Source organism: Nonomuraea longicatena, assembly GCF_039525605.1.
GTDB lineage: Bacteria > Actinomycetota > Actinomycetes > Streptosporangiales > Streptosporangiaceae > Nonomuraea > Nonomuraea longicatena.
Genome location: NZ_BAAAHQ010000012.1, coordinates 46,262 through 62,013 on the forward strand (window position 1 = coordinate 46,262; position 15,752 = coordinate 62,013).

General features: G+C 70.6%; 15 protein-coding genes. 7 read left to right on the forward strand and 8 right to left on the reverse strand.

The features are described from left to right. Positions 1-77 precede the first annotated feature (77 nt). The gene (locus ABD120_RS14315) at positions 78-848 is read right to left on the reverse strand and encodes a DeoR/GlpR family DNA-binding transcription regulator (protein WP_343950342.1); all 771 of its coding nucleotides are present in this window, start codon (positions 846-848) and stop codon (positions 78-80) included. Positions 849-977: 129 nt separating this feature from the next. Between ABD120_RS14315 and ABD120_RS14320 the strand changes: the two genes are divergently transcribed. From ABD120_RS14320 to ABD120_RS14335, 4 genes are read left to right on the forward strand one after another with little or no spacing between them, the layout of a single operon-like run. After that, a complete protein-coding gene (locus tag ABD120_RS14320; RefSeq protein WP_343950343.1) occupies positions 978-1,853 on the forward strand; it encodes an SIS domain-containing protein in 876 nt (291 codons plus the stop codon). Next, positions 1,850-2,983, forward strand: coding sequence for an N-acetylglucosamine-6-phosphate deacetylase (gene nagA, locus ABD120_RS14325; protein ID WP_343950344.1), 1,134 nt, complete (start codon positions 1,850-1,852; stop codon positions 2,981-2,983). Before ABD120_RS14320 ends, nagA begins: the two co-directional genes overlap by 4 nt. Next, entirely contained in the window at positions 2,983-3,894 is a 912-nt protein-coding gene (locus ABD120_RS14330; RefSeq protein ID WP_343950345.1) for a 1-phosphofructokinase family hexose kinase, read from the forward strand. Before nagA ends, ABD120_RS14330 begins: the two co-directional genes overlap by 1 nt. 22 nt (positions 3,895-3,916) lie before the next feature. Further along, entirely contained in the window at positions 3,917-4,738 is an 822-nt protein-coding gene (locus tag ABD120_RS14335) for a class II fructose-bisphosphate aldolase (RefSeq protein WP_343950346.1), read from the forward strand. Positions 4,739-4,744: 6 nt separating this feature from the next. On the opposite strand, the gene ABD120_RS14340 is transcribed toward ABD120_RS14335, so the two are convergent. The 3 genes from ABD120_RS14340 to guaB form a co-directional block, all read right to left on the reverse strand. Continuing rightward, the gene (locus ABD120_RS14340) at positions 4,745-5,320 is read right to left on the reverse strand and encodes a TetR/AcrR family transcriptional regulator (RefSeq protein ID WP_343950347.1); all 576 of its coding nucleotides are present in this window, start codon (positions 5,318-5,320) and stop codon (positions 4,745-4,747) included. 106 nt (positions 5,321-5,426) lie between these two features. After that, entirely contained in the window at positions 5,427-6,545 is a 1,119-nt protein-coding gene (locus ABD120_RS14345) for a GuaB3 family IMP dehydrogenase-related protein (protein WP_343950348.1), read from the reverse strand. A 3-nt stretch (positions 6,546-6,548) separates the two neighbouring features. Then, positions 6,549-8,030 (reverse strand): IMP dehydrogenase, encoded by a 1,482-nt coding sequence (gene guaB / locus ABD120_RS14350; protein WP_343950349.1) that lies wholly within the window; start codon positions 8,028-8,030, stop codon positions 6,549-6,551. A 447-nt stretch (positions 8,031-8,477) separates the two neighbouring features. Between guaB and ABD120_RS14355 the strand changes: the two genes are divergently transcribed. Continuing rightward, positions 8,478-9,488, forward strand: a complete 1,011-nt coding sequence (locus ABD120_RS14355) for a helix-turn-helix transcriptional regulator (RefSeq protein WP_343950350.1) — start codon at positions 8,478-8,480, stop codon at positions 9,486-9,488. A 56-nt stretch (positions 9,489-9,544) separates the two neighbouring features. Continuing rightward, positions 9,545-9,922 (forward strand): DUF5319 domain-containing protein, encoded by a 378-nt coding sequence (locus tag ABD120_RS14360; protein ID WP_343950351.1) that lies wholly within the window; start codon positions 9,545-9,547, stop codon positions 9,920-9,922. Here the strand turns inward: ABD120_RS14360 and ABD120_RS14365 are convergent. Together ABD120_RS14365 and ABD120_RS14370 are read right to left on the reverse strand one after the other, a co-directional pair. After that, a complete protein-coding gene (locus tag ABD120_RS14365; RefSeq protein ID WP_343950352.1) occupies positions 9,883-10,218 on the reverse strand; it encodes a hypothetical protein in 336 nt (111 codons plus the stop codon). The genes ABD120_RS14360 and ABD120_RS14365 overlap by 40 nt on opposite strands. Further along, the gene (locus tag ABD120_RS14370; RefSeq protein WP_343950418.1) at positions 10,215-10,850 is read right to left on the reverse strand and encodes a sigma-70 family RNA polymerase sigma factor; all 636 of its coding nucleotides are present in this window, start codon (positions 10,848-10,850) and stop codon (positions 10,215-10,217) included. The genes ABD120_RS14365 and ABD120_RS14370 overlap by 4 nt, the downstream gene beginning before the upstream one ends. Positions 10,851-11,293: 443 nt before the next feature. Between ABD120_RS14370 and ABD120_RS14375 the strand changes: the two genes are divergently transcribed. Next, a complete protein-coding gene (locus tag ABD120_RS14375) occupies positions 11,294-13,063 on the forward strand; it encodes a hypothetical protein (protein ID WP_343950353.1) in 1,770 nt (589 codons plus the stop codon). 480 nt (positions 13,064-13,543) lie between these two features. Here ABD120_RS14375 and groL read toward each other — a convergent pair whose 3' ends face one another. Continuing rightward, complete coding sequence (groL, locus tag ABD120_RS14380) at positions 13,544-15,163, reverse strand: chaperonin GroEL (RefSeq protein WP_343950354.1); 1,620 nt, start codon at positions 15,161-15,163, stop codon at positions 13,544-13,546. Positions 15,164-15,236: 73 nt separating this feature from the next. After that, positions 15,237-15,548, reverse strand: coding sequence for a co-chaperone GroES (gene groES, locus ABD120_RS14385; protein ID WP_043623565.1), 312 nt, complete (start codon positions 15,546-15,548; stop codon positions 15,237-15,239). Positions 15,549-15,752 lie beyond the last annotated feature (204 nt).

Genomic DNA, 15,752 nt, shown 5'->3' on the forward strand with positions numbered 1-15,752 from the left:
CCGCCGGCCGGAGTGCGGCGGGTGGCGGGGAGGTGGGCTGCAGCCGTGACAGAGGAAGTTTTACGGCGACAGCGAACCTAGGCGCGGATCACCTTGACGCCCGCCTCCGAGAGGCGGGTGTAGAGGGCGTCGGAAAGCTGTTCGTCTGTCACCAGTGTGCCGATCTGCGACAGCGGGCAGATCCGCGCGAACGCCCGCTTGCCGATCTTCGAGGAGTCCGCCACGACCACCACCTGATCCGCCCGGCTGATCAGCAGGTGGTTGACGCTCGCCTCCCCCTCGTGGTGCGCCGACGCCCCCAGCTCCACGTCCAGCGCGTCCACCCCCAGGAACGCCACGTCCAGCGTCACCTGCTCCAGCACGCCCCCCGCCAGCGGTCCGATCAGCTCGTACGACTGCTGCCGCGCCACCCCGCCCGTCACCACGATCTTGACGTGCTGCCGCACCGTCAGCTCCGACGCGATGTTCAGCGCGTTCGTCACGATCGTGAACCCGCTCTCCAGCGTCGACCGGGTCGCCAGCGTGCGCGCCAGCTCGGACGTCGTGGTCCCCCCGTTCATGCCGACCACCGCCCCCGGCGCCACCAGTTCGGCCGCCGCCGCCGCGATCCGGTGCTTCTCGTCGGCGTGCCTGGCCGTTTTGTACCGCAGAGGCAGGTCGTAGCTGACGCTCTGCGCGACCGCCCCGCCCCGCGTGCGCATGAGCATCTGCTGCTGCGCCAGTTGGTCGAAGTCGCGGCGGATCGTGGCGGTGGACACGTCGAGCGCCTGAGCGGCCTCTTCGACGGAGAGCCGGCCTTCCTGAGCGAGCAACTCGAGTATCGCGTTCCACCGCTCGTATCTGGACACGACGGGCCTCCTCGATGATCGGTCAGGAGCAAGCGTGGCACAAGCTGGGAGCCGAGATCCAACAGTGCACATTCCTGCACTGTTCTGATATAAAAACAGCAGAAACAATCAGACTATCGGAGGTAAGTGGTGACCACCCACACCGAGGCGGAGATCGCCTCTCAGCCCGACTGCTGGCGCCGTGCGGTCCGCGACGTGCCCGCCGACGCGCTGCCGCGACCGGGCGAGCGGGTCGCGGTCATCGGGTGCGGGACCTCCTGGTTCATCGCCATGGCCTACGCCACCCTGCGCGAGGGCGCCGGGCTCGGCGAGACCGACGCCTTCGCCGCCTCCGAGGCCCCCGTCGGCCGCAGGTACGACCGCGTGCTCGCGCTGACCCGCTCCGGCACCACCACCGAGGTCCTCGAACTGCTCGGCAAGGTCCGCGACACGAAGACCACGGCCATCACCGCCGACCCCAACACGCCGATCATGGCCGCCGCCGACCAGGTGATCGTGCTCGACTACGCCGACGAGAAGTCCGTCGTGCAGACCCGCTTCGCCACCACGCAGCTCGCGATGCTCCGCGCCAGCCTCGGCGAGGACCTCACCCAGGCGATCGCCGACGCCGAGCGCGCCCTGTCCGAGCCGCTGCCCGACGCGCTCGTCGAGGCCGAGCAGTTCAGCTTCCTCGGCGCCGGCTGGTCCGTCGGCCTGGCCCAGGAGGCCGCGCTCAAGATGCGCGAGGCCTCCCGCTCCTGGACCGAGGCCTACCCCGCCATGGAGTACCGCCACGGCCCGATCAGCATCGCCGGCCCCGGCCGCGTCACCTGGATGCTCGGCGAGGCCCCCGAGGGCCTGCGCGAGCAGGTCGAGGCCACCGGCGGCACCTTCTTCTCCACCGGCCTCGACCCCATGGCCGAGCTGGTCAGAGCACAGCGCGTCGCGGTCGCGCGGGCCTTCGCGCGGGGGCTCGACCCCGACGAGCCCCTGCACCTCACGCGATCTGTGATCCTTTCTCCATGAGCATCACACTGTCCGACGCCCGCATCGTGACCCCCGACGGGGTCCACGACGGGTGGCTGACCATCGAAGACGGCCGCATCACCCACGTCGGCCAGGGGGCCGCTCCGCGCGCCGGGCACAGTCTCGGCGGGCGGTACGTCGTGCCCGGCTTCGTCGACATCCACAACCACGGCGGCGCGGGCGGTTCCTTCCCCGAGGGTGAGCCGGAGACCGCGCGCGACGCCATCGCCCTGCACCAGCGCCACGGCACCACCACGATGATGGCCAGCCTGGTCAGCGGAGCGATCGACGACCTGTCCCGCGCCGCCGCCGCGCTCGCCGAGCTGTGCGAGGACGGCCTGCTGGCCGGCATCCACTTCGAGGGCCCTTACATCTCCAAGGACCGGTGCGGCGCCCACGACCCGCAGGCGCTGCGCGACCCCTCGCCCGCCGAGTTCGCCGGGCTGGTGAAGGCCGGGCGCGGGCACGTGCGCATGCTCACGATCGCCCCCGAACTGCCCGGCGCGCTCGACACGATCCGCGAGGCCGTCGCCTCCGGCGTGATCGCGGCCCTCGGGCACAGTGACGCCACGTTCGAGCAGACGCTCGCGGGCATCGACGCCGGCGCCTCCGTCGCCACCCACCTGTACAACGCGCTGCCCCCTCTCGGCCACCGCGCGCCGGGCCCGATCGCCGCGCTGCTGGAGGACGAGCGGGTGACCGTCGAGCTCATCAACGACGGCGTGCACGTGCACCCCGCGATGATCCGGCTGGCCTACGAGGTCGCGGGCCCCGGCCGCACGGCGCTGATCACCGACGCCATGGTCGCCACCGGCCTGCCCGACGGCGTCTACATGCTCGGCACCATGGCCGCCAACGTCGCGAACGGCGAGGTACGGCTCATCGAGGGCGGTTCCATCGCGGGCAGCACCCTCACGATGGACGTGGCCTTCCGCCGGGCCGTGCGCGAGGTCGGGCTGACGCTGCCCGAGGCCGTCCAGGTCACCTCGGCCACCCCCGCCCGCGCGCTCGGCCTCGGCGACCGGCTCGGCACCGTCGCCGCCGGTCTGCTGGCCGACCTGGTCATCCTGGACGACGAACTGAACGTCGCCGGTGTCATGCGCCGAGGCGCCTGGATCACGGAGCCCTGATGATCGTCACTGTCACCCTCAACGCCGCCCTCGACGTCACCTACGACACGCCTGACGTCGACTGGGCCGGGGTCAACCGGGTACGGCACGTGCACCGGCGCGCGGGTGGCAAGGGCGTCAACGTCGCCAGAGTGCTGGCCGCGCTGGGCCAGGACGTGGTCGCGACCGGGCTCGCGGGCGGGCTCACGGGCCGGGCGATCCGCGACGACCTCGACGCGGCCGGGCTGGCGCACGGGTTCACGGACGTCGCGGCCGAGTCACGCACCACGCTGGCGGTCTCGGACGGTGACCGTACGGCGCTGTTCAACGAGCCGGGTCCGCCGGTGACCGCCGACGAGCTACGAAATTTCGCGAAAAGCTATGAGAAGGCGGTGGAGGGTGCCGCCGCGGTCGTGATCTCCGGGAGCCTGCCTCTCGGCGTGCCCTCCGACTATTACGCCGTCCTCGCCGGGATCGCCGCTCGTCTCGGCGTCCCCGCCCTGGTCGACGCCGACGGCGAGCCGCTGCGCCACGCGCCGGGCGGTCGCCCTGCCATCGTCAAGCCCAACCACGAGGAGCTGGCCCGCGCCGTCCCCGGCGGCACCCCGGCAGAGGGCGCGCAGGCGCTGCGGGCCGAGGGGGCAGGGGCCGTGGTCGTCTCCATGGGGGCCGACGGGCTGCTCGCCGTCACCCCGGAGGGCGACTTCCAGGCGCGGATGCCGTACGCCGTGCGGGGCAACCCGACCGGTGCGGGCGACGCGCTCGTGGCCGGGCTGGCACTGGGGCTGGTCGAGGCGGACGGGTGGCCGGAACGGCTGCGCCGCGCCGCGGCCCTGGGCGCCGCGGCGGTGGCCGCCCCGGTGGCGGGCGACTTCGACCGGGCCGTGTTCGCCGACGTCCACCCCAAGATCAGCGTCTCCACCCACCCGTAACTCGTGTCGTCAGGAGTTCCTCATGCCTCTCGCCGGAATCGGTGACATCGTCGCCGGAGCACCCGCCGGTGTCGGCGCGTTCAACGTGATCCAGTTGGAGCACGCGACCGCGATCGTGGCCGGGGCCGAGGCGCTCGGCCTGCCGGTGGTCCTGCAGATCAGCGAGAACTGCGTCCGCTACCACGGCGCCCTCGCCCCCATCGCGCTCGCCTCGCTCGCGGTGGCGCGGCAGGCCGCCGTCCCCGTGGCCGTGCACCTGGACCACGCCACCGATCGGAGCCTGGTCGAGGAGGCGGTGGAGCTGGGCCTGGGCTCGGTGATGTTCGACGCCTCCGCGCTGCCCGACGAGGAGAACGTGGCCGTCACCGCCGAGGTGGCCGCCTACTGCCACGCGCGCGGCGTCTGGGTGGAGGCCGAGCTGGGCGAGGTCGGCGGCAAGGACGGCGTGCACGCGCCGGGCGCCAGGACCAAGCCGCACGAGGCGGTCGACTACGTGGCCCGTACCGGCGTGGACGCGCTGGCCGTGGCGGTGGGCACCTCGCACGCGATGACCACCAAGGACGCCGTCCTCGACCTGGAGCTCATCGCCGAACTGCGGGCGGCGGTGCCGGTGCCGCTGGTGCTGCACGGCTCGTCGGGGGTGCCGGACGAGACGCTCCGCGCGGCCGTCGCGCACGGCATGAAGAAGATCAACATCGCCACCCACCTGAACAAGGCGTTCACGGGCGCGATCCGCGACTACCTGGCGGGCGACCCGAAGGTGGTCGACAGCCGCAAGTACGTCAAGGCCGGTCGCGAGGCCGTCGCCCGCGAGGTCGGCCACCTGCTGAGCGTCCTGTCCTAGCCCGTCCTAGCCCTCGGGCACCAGCCGCTCGACCAGAATGCTCACCAGTTCGCGCGAACGCTCGGGGGTGAGCAGGTCGGGCAGGGTCAACCGGTCGACGATGAGCCAGTTGAGCGCCATGTAGAGCATGATCACCGCGTCGGCGTCGCCCGGCAGGCCGGAGGCGGCGTGGTAGGCGACGTTGACCTCCATGTCCTGACGCACCCGTTCGGTGAGCACGGAACGCAGCGCCGGGCGGCGAGTGGCCTCCAGCCGGAGTTCGAGCAGGGCGAGGAAGCCGGTGTTGAAGGCGGTGATGCGTTCGACCAGCTCATGCATCAGCTCGGCGTACTTGGCCCGGTCCTGGGTGCCCGACCGGCTCTGCGCCATCGTGGCGTCGTCGGGCAGCAGCCGTTCGTAGATGCGCCCTCCGGCCTGGGTCAGCAGGTCGTCGCGGTTGCTGAAGTAGTTGGACGCCGTGCCGACGGGCACGCTCGCAGCCACATCGACGGCGCGGAAGGTCAGCCCCCTCGCCCCGTCCCTCGCCAGGACCTCGATGGCCGCGTCGACCAGCGCCCGGCGACGTTCCGGATTCGTCCTCATCACTGCAACCCCATTCGTAGTACTACATTAATACCACTTCCAGCAGAGTACTATGAATGAGACGCGAAGAGCCGCCCACCGGTACGGCGGGCGGCTCTCGCGAAGGTCAGCGCTGAACCGGCGCGACGACGACCTCGACGCGCTGGAACTCCTTGATGTCGGAGTAACCCGTGGACGCCATCGTGCGCTTGAGCGCGCCCATCAGGTTCATCGACCCGTCGGCCACGCTGGACGGCCCGTGCAGAATCTGCTCCAGAGTCCCCACCTGACCGAACTCGACCCGGCGGCCACGCGGCAGGTCGGCGTGGTGCGCCTCCGACCCCCAGTGGAACCCGTGCCCCGGCGCCTCGATCGCCCGTGCCAGCGGCGAGCCCACCATGACCGCGTCGGCCCCGCACGCGATGGCCTTGGCGATGTCGCCCGAGGTGCCCATGCCGCCGTCGGCGATCACGTGGACGTACCGCCCGCCGGACTCGTCCATGTAGTCGCGCCGCGCCGCCGCCACGTCGGAGATCGCGGTGGCCATCGGGACGGCCACCCCCAGCACGTTGCGGGTGGTGTGGGAGGCCCCGCCGCCGAAGCCCACGAGCACCCCCGCCGCCCCCGTACGCATCAGGTGCAGCGCCGCCGTGTGCGTCGCGCACCCGCCGACGATCACCGGCACGTCGAGTTCGTAGATGAACTGCTTGAGGTTGAGCGGCTCGGCCTTGCCGGAGACGTGCTCGGCGGAGACCGTGGTGCCCCGGATGACGAAGATGTCCACTCCGGCGTCGATGACCGCCTTGTGGTACTGGACGGTCCGCTGCGGCGACAGCCGCACCGCCGCCGTCACGCCCGCGGCCCTGATCTCCTCGATGCGGCGGCCGATCAGCTCTTCCTGGATCGGCGCCGCGTAGATCTCCTGCAGGCGCTTGGTGGCGGCAGCGGCGTCGAGGGCGGCGCACTCCTCAAGAAGCGGCAGCGGGTCCTCGTAGCGGGTCCACAGGCCCTCCAGGTCGAGCGGCGCGAGCCCGCCGAGCCGTCCGATCTCGATCGCCGTGGCCGGCGAGACGACACTGTCCATGGGCGCGACCACGACGGGCAGCTCGAACCGGTAAGCGTCGATCTGCCAGGCGATCGAGACCTCCTCCGGGTCACGAGTACGCCGGGAGGGCACGAGGCCGATCTCGTCGAGCGCGTATGCCCGGCGGCCCGTCTTGCCCCGGCCGATCTCCACCTGAGTCATGATTTACCTTCTGTGGTAGTTGGGAGCTTCAACCGTCATCTGGATGTCGTGCGGGTGGCTCTCCTTGAGGCCCGCCGACGTGATCGGCATGAGTTCGCAGTCGGAGTGCATCTGCGCGATCGTGCGGCAGCCGGAATACCACATGCCCTGGCGCAGGCCGCCCACGAGCTGGTGGGCGACGGCGGAGACCGGGCCTCGGTAGGGGACCTGGCCCTCGATGCCCTCGGGGATGTACTTGTCCTCGCCGCCGACGTCGGCCTGGGCGTACCTGTCCTTGCTGAAGGAGGTGCCGCCGCGCTCGCGGTTGCGGACCGCGCCGAGCGAGCCCATGCCCCGGTACGACTTGAACTGCTTGCCGTTGATGAAGATCAGCTCTCCCGGGGACTCCTCGCACCCGGCGAGCAGCGAACCGAGCATGACGGTGTCGGCGCCCGCCGCGATGGCCTTGGCGATGTCGCCGGAGTACTGCAGGCCGCCGTCGCCGATGACCGGGACCCCGGCGGGGCCGCAGGCGAGCGCCGCCTGGTGGATGGCGGTGACCTGGGGAGCGCCCACCCCTGCCACGACCCGGGTGGTGCAGATGGAGCCGGGGCCGACGCCCACCTTGACGGCGTCGGCGCCCGCGTCGACCAGCATCTGGGCGCCGGCGCGGGTGGCGATGTTGCCGCCGATGACGTCGACGCCGCTGCCCGCCTTGACGACGGCGATCATGTCGGCCAGGCCCTTGGAGTGGCCGTGGGCGACGTCCACGATGATCACATCGACCCCGGCCTCGACGAGGGCCTTGGCGCGGACCTCCGCGTCCGGGCCGACGCCCACGGCGGCGCCGACGACCAGGCGGCCGTCGCTGTCCTTGGTGGCCAGGGGGTACTGCTCGCTCTTGGTGAAGTCCTTGACCGTGATGAGGCCGCGCAGCCGTCCGTCGGGGTCGATCAGCGGCAGCTTCTCGATCTTGTTCTCGGCCAGCAGCCGGAACGCCTCGTCGCGCGAGACCCCCACCGGCGCGGTGACCAGGGGCATCGGGGTCATGACCTCGCGCACCGGGCGGGACTGGTCGGTCTCGAAGCGCATGTCGCGGTTGGTCACGATGCCGACGAGAATGCCCCGCTCGTCGGTGACGGGCACACCGGAGATCCGGTACGTCGCGCAAAGGCGCTCGACGTCGGCCAGCGTGTGGCCGGGGGTACAGGTGACCGGGTTGGTGACCATGCCGGCCTCTGACCGCTTGACCAGATCGACCTGCTGGGCCTGCTCCTCGACCGACAGGTTGCGGTGCAGGATGCCGATGCCGCCCTGGCGGGCCATCGCGACGGCCATGCGCGCCTCGGTGACGGTGTCCATCGCGGCGGAGGCCAGCGGGATCGACAGCGTGATGTTGCGCGAGAGCCGGGAGGTCGTGTCGGCCTCACCCGGTTGCAGATCGGAGTATCCGGGCACCAGGAGCACGTCGTCGAACGTCAACCCCACCTCGGTGAACTTGGACATGCTGCGGCCCCCTCCTGCCGATCCGCTGATGGGGCAAGTCTAGGCCCTCCATCCAAACGCGCAGGCTTGGGTACCGTTTCAACACTTCGCTCTGCGGGAAAAGGGGGAAGGCGGCGGCCCCCCACGGACCGCCGTCTCCCGGCTTCATCGCGAGCGCTTGGGGAACCGGGCGGTCGGTGTTCCGACCGGTTCCCCAAGCCACCGGCATCCTGGACCGGGGCGCTCCACGCCACCGGACCCCCCTCCGCGTCCTGATGGCAGCACTACCCGGGCCGCGGATGCCGACGCTGGGTCAAGCCTGCGTCACCCATCGGCACACCCGCAATGTGAAAACGTGCAATTGCACGAAGTTGCACCCAGTCCCCAGCAGTCACCGCAACCCCCGGACACGGGCGCATCTAGGGGCTATCCTCGCGGCACGCCCGTCCCCCTACGGAGCCCCCACACATGCGCAACGACCCGACTTCCGCCCTCGACCCGCTTGAGACGCTCGGCCTCGACCCGGCCCAGTCCTCGCTGTACACCGCCGTGCTCCGGCTCCACCGGGCCACCCTGGCCGAGCTGGCCGAGGCGATGAACGGCCCGGAGGACGCCGTCGGCGACCAGCTCAAGGACCTCGTCAAGCTGGGGGTGGTGGACGTGCGGTCGGGCAAGTACCACGCCAGGCACCCGGCGGCCGCGCTCGGCCGCCTCATCGCCGACCGCCTCGACCGGCTCGCCGAGGAGAGCAGGCGCATCGACTCGGCGCTCAGCTCGATCCGCGGCCTCATCCACGACTACGACGCCGGGCGCGACTACCAGAGCGGACCGTTCCCGGTCGAGCTCGTCAGCGGCGCCGACGTCCTGTACGAGAGCGTGGTCGGCATGGCGGTGCAGTCGCCGCCGCTGGAGCTCATGATCGCCATCCCCGACGAGCGCACGATGACCGACTTCGTGGGCAAGTTCGCCGACCCGTGGATCGAGGCCCAGCGCCGGGGCCTCATGCGCGTGCGGACCGTCGTACCGGTCTCCACGCTGCCGCTGCCCGGCGTCCGCGAGCGGCTGACCCGCCTCAGCGAGGACGGTGGCCAGGTCCGCACCCTGGACCGGGTGCCGAGCTGGTTCATGACCGTGGGCACCGCCGCCGCCGGCCTGCCCGCCCAGTGGGGCGGCGGCCTGCCTGACCACGCCTACAACTTCTATCTGGTACGGGCACCGGTCGTCGCCGGGGTGCTCGGCTCGCTGTTCGAGGAGCTGTGGAGCCGCTCCTTCCCGATGCCGTGGGGACGCAGGGGCGACAGCATGCTCCAGGTGCTCAGACTCGCCGCGCAGGGCATGTGCGACGACTCGATCGCCAGGCAGCTCGGCGTGTCGGTGCGCACGGTCCGCGCCCGCTTCGCCGACGCCATGGCGGAACTCGGCACCCAGTCCCGCTTCCACGCGGGCGTCGAGGCGGCCCGCCGGGGCTGGCTGTCATGACCGACTCGGCCGAACGCCTGCGGGAGCGCGGGCGGTGAGCGGCATATGGTGGGAAGGTGCTGGATGACGCGCCACGCGACCCGTTCGCCGACGACCCGAACGACCCGTCGTCGGCCATGGGCGAGTACGACGACCCCGCCCCGCTGACCTCGGCCGAACGCGACGAGGCCATCACGGACCTGGCCGACGTGGAGGTGTTCCGTACCCTCCTCGAACCCCAGGGCGTGCTCGGCCTCGTCCTCGACTGCCCGGAGTGCGGCGAGCAGCACTTCTTCGACTGGGAGCTGCTGCGCGGCAACCTCCGCCAGATGATCGACCAGGGCCAGCCGCAGGTGCACGAACCGGCCTTCCGTCCCGACCCGACGGACTACGTGACCTGGGAGTACGCCAGGGGTTACGTGGACGGGGTCATGGACACCGAGGAACGCCGCTGATCGTCGACGTCGTCGAGCAGCGCGGCCAGTAGTTCCAGGGCCCGGTCGCCGGTCTCCGGCCGCCCGCCCTTGGCGAGCGCGTCGAGCAGCTCGTCCGTACGGTCCTCCGGCGCGACACCCGTGTCGTGCGCCCCGTCGGTCCCCAGGATCGCGACCTCCGACAGCCGGTGCCCGGCGATCTCCACCGGGCCCGCCGTGCCTGAGTGCGCGCACGCCGAGGGGCCGGTCGGCGAGGTGCCGGACCGTTTCCCCTCGGGAGGAGCGCCGCCGGAGGCTGGTCGCGGCTCCGGCGTCAAGCGGACTCCAGCTCCGCCATCTGCCGCAACCTGGCCAGTGCCCGGTGCTGGGCGACGCGGACCGCTCCTGGTGACATGCCGAGTACATTACCGGTCTCCTCGGCCGACAGCCCCGAGACCACCCGGAGCAGCAGCAGCTCACGCTGGTTGGCCGGGAGCCGGGCGAGCAGCCGGCGCGCGTGCTCGACCTCGATGTACCGCACGACCGTCTCCTCCGGTCCGGGCCCGTCGTCGGGTCCGTCCGGGAGATCCTGCGTGGGTACGGCGGAGCGCACCGAACTGCGCAGTGCGTCGGCCACCTTGTGCGACGCGATCCCGAAGACGAACGAGGCGAATGGGCGACCCATGTCGCGATACCTCGGCAGGGCCGACAAGACTGCGATGCACACCTCCTGAGCCACATCATCGGCAATGTGATATTGCCCGGAAACCCGGCCCAGCCTGGCACGGCAATAGCGCACGACCATCGGCCGCAACTCGCCAAGCAGGGATTCGATCGCAGAGCGATCACCCGCAACGGCGAGGCTCGTCAGTTCTCTTAGGTCGGAGTCATCCGTCCGTGCCGGAAGTCTCGACGCGAGCCTTACCCCAATTTTGGCGTCGGCGACGCTTCCCTCGCTCACGATAGGCATGATGCCCGCACTGATCGTGCCTGTCGTCATCGCGAACGGCTACGGATTGGTCACATTGACGAGACGATAACGGTGCGTAATCACACAGACACACTAAGCCTTTCCGGATGTCAGAATATTTCATCTGATTCACCGAAATGAACGGAAATTGTCAGATCGCCAGACGCCTTACCACCAAAGTCGGTTTACCGGAATAACTGAACTTTCCGCATCCGGACACGACTCGCTCCACTACCCCAAAGATCGTCCGCCACGGCCCATACGTTTCGGCCGCCCCTAACTCCCCCTATGCCCTAACCGCCCCGGCGTCGTCCCGCCCCGCGACCGTCCGGCAGAACCGCCGCACCTCTCCGTCGGCGACCGGCCCGCTCCACACCAGTGATCATTGGCAACCACCTGCCAACCCCATCGGTTGTCGTACATCTCCGTTAGGGTCCGGCGCCATGATCTTCACCGGCAACCTCACCGAGGACCCCGACGCGGCGCTGCAGACGCTGACCACAGCCGACTGGTCCGCCTTCACACCCGAACGCGACCTCCCACCTCTCCGCGCCGCCCTCGCGACCCTGGAGCGGACTCACGGCATCACCGACGCACACCACCACGCGACCGAACGGATCAGGGCGTACGGCGCCCTGCTCAGACATCCGGACGCGCATCTGGGCCGGGTGCTGGCACACGCCCTCAGCCCGTGCGGCCGGTACCTGGCGGTCGGAAGCACGGCCGGCGATTTCCCGTTCGACGAGATCGGCGTGCTGCAGATCTGGGAGGTCGCGACCGGCCGCTGCGTCAACGTCATCGAGGGCGTCCCCTCCGGCGTCGGCCCGGACATCGACCGGCACATGATCCAGTGGTCGGCCGACGCCTCCCGGATCGCGGTGGTGCACCACACGTTCATGGTCGGGATCTGGGAACCGTTCGGCGACCCCGGCGACTGGGAGGGCGAGCCGATCGTCGAGGTGCACGTGAGCGACTCACGGCCACACTTCGCCCTCGCCCCCGACGGCCGGCGCCTGGTGATGTGGGGCGGCTGGGACGAGGAGGACCGGCGGGGCCGGATCTTCTCCCTGGACGACGGCGAGGAGCCGGGCGCGCTGCTGTCGGTCGAGACGCTGTCCGACGAGATCCTCGCCAGAGAGCCGCTCACCCTCGACTGGTCCACGTGGTCCGAGGACGGCGAGCGCGTCTACGGCTACTCCCTGGAAGGATGGGCGTGCTCCATCGACGTCGCCTCGGGCCGGATCGCCTGGCTGACGGACACCGACGACCCGTTGCCCTCCTGGAGCCCTGACGAGAAGTACGTCGCCTACCACCAGGACGACAGCCTGGTGATCGCCGACGCGCTGACAGGACGGCGACTCGCGACGCACGCCGCCCACCCTGACGCCACCCTGCTCGCCTGGGGCCCCGGCGGACGCCTGGCAGTCGTGACCCCGGCAGACGGAAGCCCTGAGACGGACGCGCCCACCGGCACCAAGGGGTCACACTCGGCCGTGAGCCCCCAAAAAGCGCACCCGAACGTACGCGACCTCGGTGCCCGCCCCGGCGTGAGCATCGTCAGCGCCGACGACCGACTCGACGACGACCTGGCCCTGGCCCTCCGCCCGACCGGCTGGATGACCCCCGACCTCTTCTCGTGGGCCTGGTCGCCGACGGGCGACCGCGCCGCCTGCCTGACCGGCGACGGCCCAGTCGAGATCTGGCACCTGGGCGAACACCCCGAGCGCCGACGGGTGATCGACGTCCCGGAGGACGCCTCCGGACTGCTGTGGGGCGCGGACGACACCCTCGTCATCGTCACCTCGGACGGGGACGACGTCGAGGATTCCGAGGTGATCCAGGGGCTGCGGTTCGTCAGGGCGGAGACCGGCGAGACGGTCGGCGCCTTCCAGTTCCGGCGGACACCGTCCGGGCCGAAGCCGCTGCACGAGGACGGCGACGACCTCGACCTGGAGATCAGTCCCAACCCCGTGTTCGCCCTCGACGAAGACACCTGGGCGATCGCCTTCGAGCCCGGCCTCGTGATCGCCCCTCCCGGCAGAGAGGCCGATCTGGACACCCAGCTCACCTGGTCAGTGGACCGCCGCTACGCCTGGCCGACCCGCTGGGGCACCCTGGAGATCTTCCCGAACGTCACCGACGCCGCCGACCACGCCACCCCTCCCCTCAACGATCTGGCCGAACCTTTCAGAGACGACGAACCGGCCGCGTAGCCCGGGGCCGGATCGACGTTCTTCGGCCGGGCGGCGCGGCGGGGCGGGGTGCGGGGAGGAGCGTCTTCCTGGAGGCCGCCGGCGCGCGGCGGCGGGTGGCGGCCCCGACACGATCATCGAGCGCGGCGCCGGCCGCAGCGGGATCACCTTCATCGCCGACGAGTACGCCGGACGCTTACGCGTCATCCCCAGCGACGCCCTCCCCCTCTTACGCCAGGGCCGCCTCGACCCCCGCCTGTTCGACGTGAGCGCGCTGGCCGAACTCGGCGGCGACGCCCTCCCCCTCGTGGTGACCGCCGAGCGCGCCAGAGGCGGCCGTGCTGCGGCACCCGGCCGGGGACGGCTTCGTGTCGCTGCGGGCCAAGGCCACCGACACCTCGGGCAACACCGTGGAGCAGACCGTGATCCGCGCGTACCGGATCGCGGCCCGGCACTGACGGCAGACAAAANNNNTTTCGTCAGCCAGGTGAGCGGGAGGGGTCAGTGGCCGTGGCCGTGACCGTGGCCGCCGCCGCCCGCAGGAGCCTCCTCCTCGGGCTTGTCGACCACCAGGACCTCCGTGGTGAGCAGCATGCCGGCGATGGACGCGGCGTTCTGCACAGCCGAACGGGTGACCTTGACCGGGTCGATGACGCCGTACGAGATCATGTCGCCGTACTCGCCGGTGGCCGCGTTGAGGCCGTGGCCGACGGGCAGGTCGGCGATGCGGTGCGTGACCACGTAGCCCTCAAGGCCGGCGTTCTCGGCGATCCAGCGGGCCGGCTCGACCAGCGCGCGGCGCACGACGCCGGCTCCGGTGGCCTCGTCGCCGGTCAGGCCGAGGTCGTCGAGCTCCTTGACGACGTGGACCAGGGCGACGCCGCCGCCGGAGACGATGCCCTCCTCGATCGCGGCGCGCGTCGCGGAGATCGCGTCCTCAAGGCGGTGCTTCTTCTCCTTGAGCTCGACCTCAGTGGCGGCGCCGACGCGCAGCACGCACACACCGCCGGCGAGCTTGGCCAGCCGCTCCTGCAGCTTCTCGCGGTCCCAGTCGGAGTCGGACTGCTCGATCGCGAGCTTGATCTCCTTGACCCGGTCCTCGATCGCCTGCGCGTCGCCGGCGCCGTCGACGATGGTCGTGGCGTCCTTGGTGACGACGATGCGGCGGGCGCTGCCCAGCACCTCAAGGCCGACGTGCTCCAGCTTGAGGCCGACCTCCTCGGCGACGACCTGGCCGCCGGTGAGGATGGCCATGTCCTGGAGCATCGCCTTGCGGCGGTCACCGAAGCCCGGCGCCTTGACGGCGACGGAGGTGAAGGTGCCGCGGATCTTGTTGGTGACCAGGACGGCCAGGGCCTCGCCCTCGACGTCCTCGGCGACCACGAGCAGCGGCTTCTTGGTCTGGGCGATCTTCTCCAGCAGCGGCAGGAAGTCCGCGATGGAGGCGATCTTGCCCTGGGTGAGCAGCACGTACGCGTCCTCAAGGACGGTCTCCATGCGCTCGGGGTCGGTCACCATGTACGCCGACAGGTAGCCCTTGTCGAACTGCATGCCCTCGGTGAACTCAAGCTCCATGCCCATGGCGTTGGACTCTTCGACGGTGAGGACACCGTCCTTGCCCACCTTGTCGAACGCCTCGGCGATCAGCTCACCGATCTTGGCGTCCTGCGCCGAGTTGGTGGCGACGTGGGCGATCTCGTTCTTGTCGGCGACCTCGCGGGCGCTGGCGAGCAGCTTCTCGCTGACGGCCTTGGCGGCCCGGTCGATGCCGCGCTTGAGCGACAGCGGCGAGGCGCCGGCGGCGACGTTGCGCAGGCCCTCGCGGACCATCGCCTGGGCCAGGACGGTCGCGGTGGTGGTGCCGTCGCCCGCGATGTCGTTGGTCTTGGTCGCCACTTCCTTGGCGAGCTGGGCGCCGAGGTTCTCGTAGCGCTCTTCCAGCTCGATCTCACGAGCGATGGTGACACCGTCGTTCGTGATCGTCGGAGCACCGAACTTCTTGTCGATGACGACGTTGCGGCCACGCGGGCCGAGGGTTACCTTCACGGCGTCCGCGAGAGCGTTGACGCCGCGCTCAAGCGCGCGACGGGCGCCCTCGTCGAACTCAAGGATCTTCGCCATTGGTCAGACCGTCCTCTCCTGGTGTCGAAAGCCCCGGCCGCCGCTAAAGCGCCCGGGGCCCGACACAACCGGCTTACTTCTCGATGATCGCGAGAACGTCGCGGGCGGAGAGCACGAGGTACTCCTCGCCGCCGTACTTGACCTCGGTGCCGCCGTACTTGCTGTAGAGGACGATGTCGCCCTCGGAGACGTCGAGCGGAATCCGCTTGTCGCCGTCCTCGTCCCAGTTGCCCGGGCCCACCGCGAGGACCTTGCCCTCCTGCGGCTTCTCCTTGGCGGTGTCAGGGATGACCAGGCCGGAAGCGGTGGTCTGCTCGGCCTCAAGCGGCTGAACCACAATGCGGTCGCCGAGCGGCTTAACGGGAACCTTGGTGGCGGTCGTCACGATCGGACCTCCCCTTCAGATTTGGATGATCTAGAAGAGGCGACCAGCGGGGCCTGCCGTCGCGGGTGTCAGACCTGCCTCGTCGCACGTTGGCACTCTCAAGGGGAGAGTGCCAACAGGAAACATATGCAAGAGGGGCTTGACAGTCAACACGAGCGGGCTTTGCGTCGCGCATTGTCTCCCACCTGCACGGAAAATGCCCGC